The organism is Lysobacter tyrosinilyticus (assembly GCF_054779815.1).
Genome location: NZ_BAAGXN010000022.1, coordinates 1 through 5,182, shown reverse-complemented (window position 1 = coordinate 5,182; position 5,182 = coordinate 1). Strand labels below are relative to the sequence as shown.

Sequence of the window (5,182 nt, the reverse complement as noted above, 5' to 3'; positions counted from 1 at the left end):
ACATCGCGGGGCCTAACGCCTGAATTAAGCCGAGCCGCGAAGCGGCTTCGGCTTGAATGAATTGTTAGGGGGCGGACCGACTGCCGTCACGCGAGGCTCTTGAAATATCTGGCGCCCTGCTCATACAGGGGCTGGTCTGGGGTGCTTGTCATAGCCTGAGACTCACAGAACTCCTGTAGTTCTTTGCGAAGGCTCTCGGGAATCTCAAAGGCTGCAAATGCCATTTCTGTATCAAAGGACTTCCACTTGCAGCGGATGAACGTCAAAACACTGTCGGTGCCACCTTGAAGAAGGAGCTTTCCGGCCAGATCTGCGAGCTCATCAATGGCGCCCCATGCCTCCACCGAGAAAGAGGTTTCCTCATCTAGCAGGTCGGTAAGAAGGGCGATGGACGCAGAAGTGCCTTGATTTGCAATGGCATCAATTACAGCGCTGCGGAACTCAAGGTTTGTGTCAACGAATTTATCAGCGTGCTCACCATTCCATAGGAATGCGATGCGCGATCGCTGCTCCCCGGTATAGGAGCTAATGAACTCTCCTATGTCAGATGTATTAACCATCACTCCGCCCCCTAACGCCTGAATTAAGCCGAGCCGCGAAGCGGCTTCGGCTTGAATGAATTGTTAGCCCCCACGCGATACACGGTGCAATATTCCGGAAGCGTGTAAGCCATATTTGCTCGACTCGTTCTCGAGCGGCATGTCGAGGTTGTTCACGACGCGCGACCAAACGACAAGAAGATCCTCAGGCGAACGAAGAGTTGCAACTATCGCCCAAGACTCAACCCATGTCCCATCATCGTCAGCGCCTGAGTCTGTTGCATAGATCACGGCGTTGCTCATACTGCTGCTTATGCGGAAAGCACCGGGTTTAGCCTCAATCCATGTTCCGTCATCTTGAAGCCAAGCCCGAGGTGCTCCTTGACCAATAAGAAGCCTCAACTCCAGGACGTCTTTGGGCGTGTCACTGAGAGTGATCGATCCTTGCCATAAGCCATCCAGATTCTGGTCATATGCAGCGTGATTTCGCGAGACCGTTGCACAGCTCGCCAGAGCAGTAGCAATAGTCATTGCCGCAAGAAGTATCTTTAACGCGCGGATCATGATGATCTCTCAGTGGGGGCTAACGCCTGAATTAAGCCGAGCCGCGAAGCGGCTTCGGCTTGAATGAATTGTTAGCCCTCATTGCCCAGGACACAGAAGGGCCAGCGTAATGCTGTTAACCGTTGCCATGTATGGGCCGTCTATGCTGCCTGTTGCCATGACCGAATACGCGGGGCAGGGAGTGTCCGAAAGCGGCTTGATGGCACACGTTGCGGTGTAGACAAAAGTTTTGGGAAAGCCCTCTACGCCGCGATCAATCTTGTCGTTGCTGCAACGGCCAAGAGACGAAGTAAAGACGTGATCAGTGGCTTGGATGTGTCTGATGAGGTCAGCGTCGCTCTTGAGCAAGTCGAACGGCGGATTGGCCGGCGGCACAGGAGAGCTAGGCGCGGCTAGTGCTAGGGCAATGGCGATGCTTTTCATGAGGGCTAACGCCTGAATTAAGCCGAGCCGCGAAGCGGCTTCGGCTTGAATGAATTGTTAGGCGCCACCCCGGGACGGTGAACACCATGACTCATATGCCACCAAACATTACGGCGGAAATAATGCCGAGAATGGGGAGCGAGCAGAATGCTACGCCAACAAGCCGAGGGGTTGTGCGCGTCGGTGGGCTAGAAGTGAGTGCAAGAATTGTCACCGGAACAGCAATAAGCTCAACGGCAATTGAGAAGAAGGCTATTGCTCCCGCAATCGCAACGACAATGGGATTGGAGCCAAAGGTAATAGCGAGCCAAAAGCCCGTGATCGAAAGAGTCGGCAGTGCGAAGAGTACCCAGGTTGGCATTGCGCGACCCCTGCTGTGGCGCCTAACGCCTGAATTAAGTGGAGCCGCGAAGCGGCTTCCACTTGAATGAATTGTTAGGCGGCCGCCTTGGAACTGAGAGCCCACCGAACGACAGCGGTTTCAACAAGCCAAGCTGGTATGAATGCAATTGCCGCGATAATCAACGTCTGGAACATAACCAGCCCAATGCTTTTTGGCAAAAACAGCGGTGCGGAGTGCGTGGATACTGGTGCCACATAGTTGTTGATGAGTGCGGTTGATGCAGCGTAACCGACGATGGCAAGGAACACGATTCCAAGGCTGTTGAGCCATGCCGGCATAGTATGGAGGTCCGGATCATGACTTTGGATCCAAGCGGCAAGCAATGCGGGCGGAATGGCGGGTATGACCAAAAACAGGTTTAGCACAAAAAAGCCTGACCTCAATTCCGACGATGTAATTGTTCCTGTTGCCACCCCGAGAACCGGAATAGCGTTGCCAATGAGCAATGCCGCAAGGGTGGTGCCAACTAGCAAGCGATTCCGAGTTTTCATGGAGGTGCGTGGCCGTGAGCGGAACCGGAAGGGTTCCAGCTCCAGCTGCAAGGCTGCAACTGGCGTGCGACAGGCCAGTAAACGCACCGGATCAAACGCCAAATATGGCGACGAACTCTCCAGGCCGCCTAACGCCTGAATTAAGCCGAGCCGCGAAGCGGCTTCGGCTTGAATGAATTGTTAGGTGCCGGACCCGGAGCGCTTGCTCCGCAGCCACAACCCAACTCGTGCGAGCAATAGTACGACCAAGGCAATAGCACCCACCTGATACTTCGTAGGGTCTGCGGCTGGGGTATCCGGACGAAATGCCAGCCAAACCATGGCTACGGCGAATGCCATTAATGCGATCACGCCAAGCAATTTGGCGAGCTGGCGTGAGACGAGGAATGCGAATAAGGGGGCTGAAATGACGAGGAAGCTGCAGCCCGCTACCACCATGACTATTCGGCCCTTGGAGAAGTCGCCGATGCTGGCAATAGCGAGATAGAAGATGCCCATCAGGGCAAAAAGCGAGCCCAGCAAGGCCATGACGATCTTTGACAAGTTGCGAACTCGCATCCGGCACCTAACGCCTGAATTAAGCCGAGCCGCGAAGCGGCTTCGGCTTGAATGAATTGTTAGGCCGCCGGCCCGGACAAGCCGGTCCTACGTGCCTGCATAAAGACCAAAAGGAATGGGGTGCCAAAAACGAGTGCCGCCAATCCGAGCAATGCCAAGCCAAAGCCAGCATGCCCTGACAGCAGTGCAACCCATCCCGGAAGAGTGGCTGGAGCCAGGCCGATTAGCTTGCGCCGGGTAAGACCGTAGGCCCCGACTGCGGTGAATGCCCACATGAGGCAACCCGCAACAATTGCGGAAATAGAAAATTGTCGGCCGGGTACTACCTCAGCAAACGGAAACGCCGCAGCGCTCACTGCTGCAAAAGTGACCAGTAACCAGGCGAATAGGTCTGAAATGGAAAATAGCGCTTTGATAAGAGCTCCCATGAGCCAATCCCTGCGGCCTAACGCCTGAATTAAGCCGAGCCGCGAAGCGGCTTCGGCTTGAATGAATTGTTAGGCCGCGCTACCCGCAGTAGGTGGCCGCCGACAATAAAACCAACGTGGGCAAGAATACAGGCGGAGAGGTCGGCGGTGGCGACAAACAGGATGGAGAGGATTAACCCAGATACAAATACTGGGAATAGGTGGCTGGCGCCCCATCGGAAATGAGATATGACAAATGCGCCTAGCGAGGCAGCGATGGCGATAGATAGGCTGCCCAATAGATGGCGCCCAATGCCAATTGCATAGCCTCTATAAAGTATCTCCTCAGTCACCGCCGCAGTTATAACAATGTAGAGCTGGTGGGAAATTGAGAGACTTCTAATTCTTTGGAACCGCTCGGTTTGCTGAATAGCAACCCCGCCAAAAGCCCTCTGTATGCGCAGCAAGATAGGAGTGCTAGCAAGCTTGGCAAGTATCGCTAGAAGCGCTGCAGCGGCGTGAGGCCATGTGGGTATTTGAACGCCCATTTGCCTGAACCAAAGTCCAGGCTCCAATGCGGCAATTGCAAGTACGGAGAGCGCAAGTAACCAAAATGCGGAGCGAGGCGCGACTCTGAGCGAATCAATATGAAGAAGATCGCAGGAAATCTGAAAAAGCAGAATGCCGGCAAGCGAAATAGCTAAGCCGATGCCTAGGGCAACGAGCATGAAGTCTCCATGAGCGGCCTAACGCCTGAATTAAGTCGAGCCGCGAAGCGGCTTCGGCTTGAATGAATTGTTAGGTGCCAGCGGGGATCTCACTTTGCGGCACCCAGCACCTTGAGGTCATTGCCAGCCTGGCTCAGATCCACCTCAAAGAAGCGGAAGGTTGGGCTTTTGCCGAACACGTAAACCAGCCGCTCCTCTTTGCCGTGAACTTCGGTTGAGATTCCGCATGGCAGGTCGTGACGGTCGATTTTCTCTGCAGTGGAGAATGTCCCACCAACACTAAGTCCGCCCTTGTAACGGCGCGATACCCGCCAAGTGACGGTCTGCTCGAAGGTGCCAGTAAAGGAGGTGCTAGCAGCATTGGCCGGGCGATACGTAATAGCGACCGGAGCGGCAATGACAGCAGCACTACTTGCCTTGAGCAAGTCCGCTGGTGGCAGCCGATCGAACGAGCACGCCGCCGCACTGGCAGGGACTAGGAGCATTGATGTTAGACATCCGAGGAGCTTGGTCATGGCACCTAACGCCTGAATTAAGCCGAGCCGCGAAGCGGCTTCGGCTTGAATGAATTGTTAGCCGCCAACCGCTATCACTGCGAGTGCGACGACTAGACCAAAAGCGGCGACAGCCGTAATGGCCACTGGGATTGTGGCAGCAGCCAGTAGCAGCAGGTTATGCCAGTTACGCGCAGGACGTTCTCTCGTGATCCGAGAGAGCGCGGCGGACAGCGTGGGGTAAACCGTGATACCGCAGATTACGGACACGGCGAGCGCGGCCAACGTAAGGAGAGAGCGCGGCTGATAGAAGGCAAAGGTAACGAGCCAGCTCAATGCGGTGAGCAGGAACGAAATCAGGAATTGCCGTTGAATGTGCCGAGGAAATTCCATTGGTGGCTAACGCCTGAATTAAGCCGAGCCGCGAAGCGGCTTCGGCTTGAATGAATTGTTAGGGCCCACAGCGACGAACCACACGAGCAGCCCGCCTGAGAGCCCAGACAAAAGTATGCCGATAGTGAGCGCCCAGCCAAGGTCCATAAACAGCACTGCAAATGGAGCTGACGAAGCCAGAC

7 protein-coding genes are annotated in these 5,182 nt (G+C 55.1%); all 7 read right to left on the bottom strand.

The window, feature by feature from the left end; translation table 11 throughout:
• Window positions 1-86 precede the first annotated feature (86 nt).
• Window positions 87-560, bottom strand: a complete 474-nt coding sequence (locus ACYVGK_RS17885; RefSeq protein WP_460736227.1) for a hypothetical protein — start codon at window positions 558-560, stop codon at window positions 87-89.
• A gap of 621 nt (window positions 561-1,181) precedes the next feature.
• Window positions 1,182-1,526: a hypothetical protein gene (locus ACYVGK_RS17880; RefSeq protein ID WP_460736225.1), complete on the bottom strand. Its 345-nt coding sequence runs from the start codon at window positions 1,524-1,526 to the stop codon at window positions 1,182-1,184.
• A gap of 91 nt (window positions 1,527-1,617) precedes the next feature.
• The gene (locus ACYVGK_RS17875) at window positions 1,618-1,887 is read right to left on the bottom strand and encodes a hypothetical protein (RefSeq protein WP_460736224.1); all 270 of its coding nucleotides are present in this window, start codon (window positions 1,885-1,887) and stop codon (window positions 1,618-1,620) included.
• Between the two features lie 74 nt (window positions 1,888-1,961).
• Complete coding sequence (locus tag ACYVGK_RS17870) at window positions 1,962-2,420, bottom strand: hypothetical protein (RefSeq protein WP_460736222.1); 459 nt, start codon at window positions 2,418-2,420, stop codon at window positions 1,962-1,964.
• A 180-nt stretch (window positions 2,421-2,600) separates the two neighbouring features.
• A complete protein-coding gene (locus ACYVGK_RS17865; RefSeq protein ID WP_460736220.1) occupies window positions 2,601-2,963 on the bottom strand; it encodes a hypothetical protein in 363 nt (120 codons plus the stop codon).
• A 472-nt stretch (window positions 2,964-3,435) separates the two neighbouring features.
• Window positions 3,436-4,113, bottom strand: a complete 678-nt coding sequence (locus tag ACYVGK_RS17860) for a CPBP family intramembrane glutamic endopeptidase (protein ID WP_460736218.1) — start codon at window positions 4,111-4,113, stop codon at window positions 3,436-3,438.
• Window positions 4,114-4,202: 89 nt separating this feature from the next.
• Entirely contained in the window at window positions 4,203-4,628 is a 426-nt protein-coding gene (locus tag ACYVGK_RS17855) for a hypothetical protein (RefSeq protein WP_460736216.1), read from the bottom strand.
• Window positions 4,629-5,182: the final 554 nt, after the last annotated feature.

Excerpts from the sequence above, each read along its gene's own strand:
- ACYVGK_RS17875 (WP_460736224.1), bottom strand. The coding sequence starts at position 1,887 with ATGCCAACCTGGGTACTCTTCGCACTGCCGACTCTTTCGATCACGGGC.
- ACYVGK_RS17855 (WP_460736216.1), bottom strand. The coding sequence starts at position 4,628 with ATGACCAAGCTCCTCGGATGTCTAACATCAATGCTCCTAGTCCCTGCC.
- ACYVGK_RS17885 (WP_460736227.1), bottom strand. The coding sequence starts at position 560 with ATGGTTAATACATCTGACATAGGAGAGTTCATTAGCTCCTATACCGGG.
- ACYVGK_RS17880 (WP_460736225.1), bottom strand. The coding sequence starts at position 1,526 with ATGAAAAGCATCGCCATTGCCCTAGCACTAGCCGCGCCTAGCTCTCCT.
- ACYVGK_RS17860 (WP_460736218.1), bottom strand. The coding sequence starts at position 4,113 with ATGCTCGTTGCCCTAGGCATCGGCTTAGCTATTTCGCTTGCCGGCATT.
- ACYVGK_RS17870 (WP_460736222.1), bottom strand. The coding sequence starts at position 2,420 with ATGAAAACTCGGAATCGCTTGCTAGTTGGCACCACCCTTGCGGCATTG.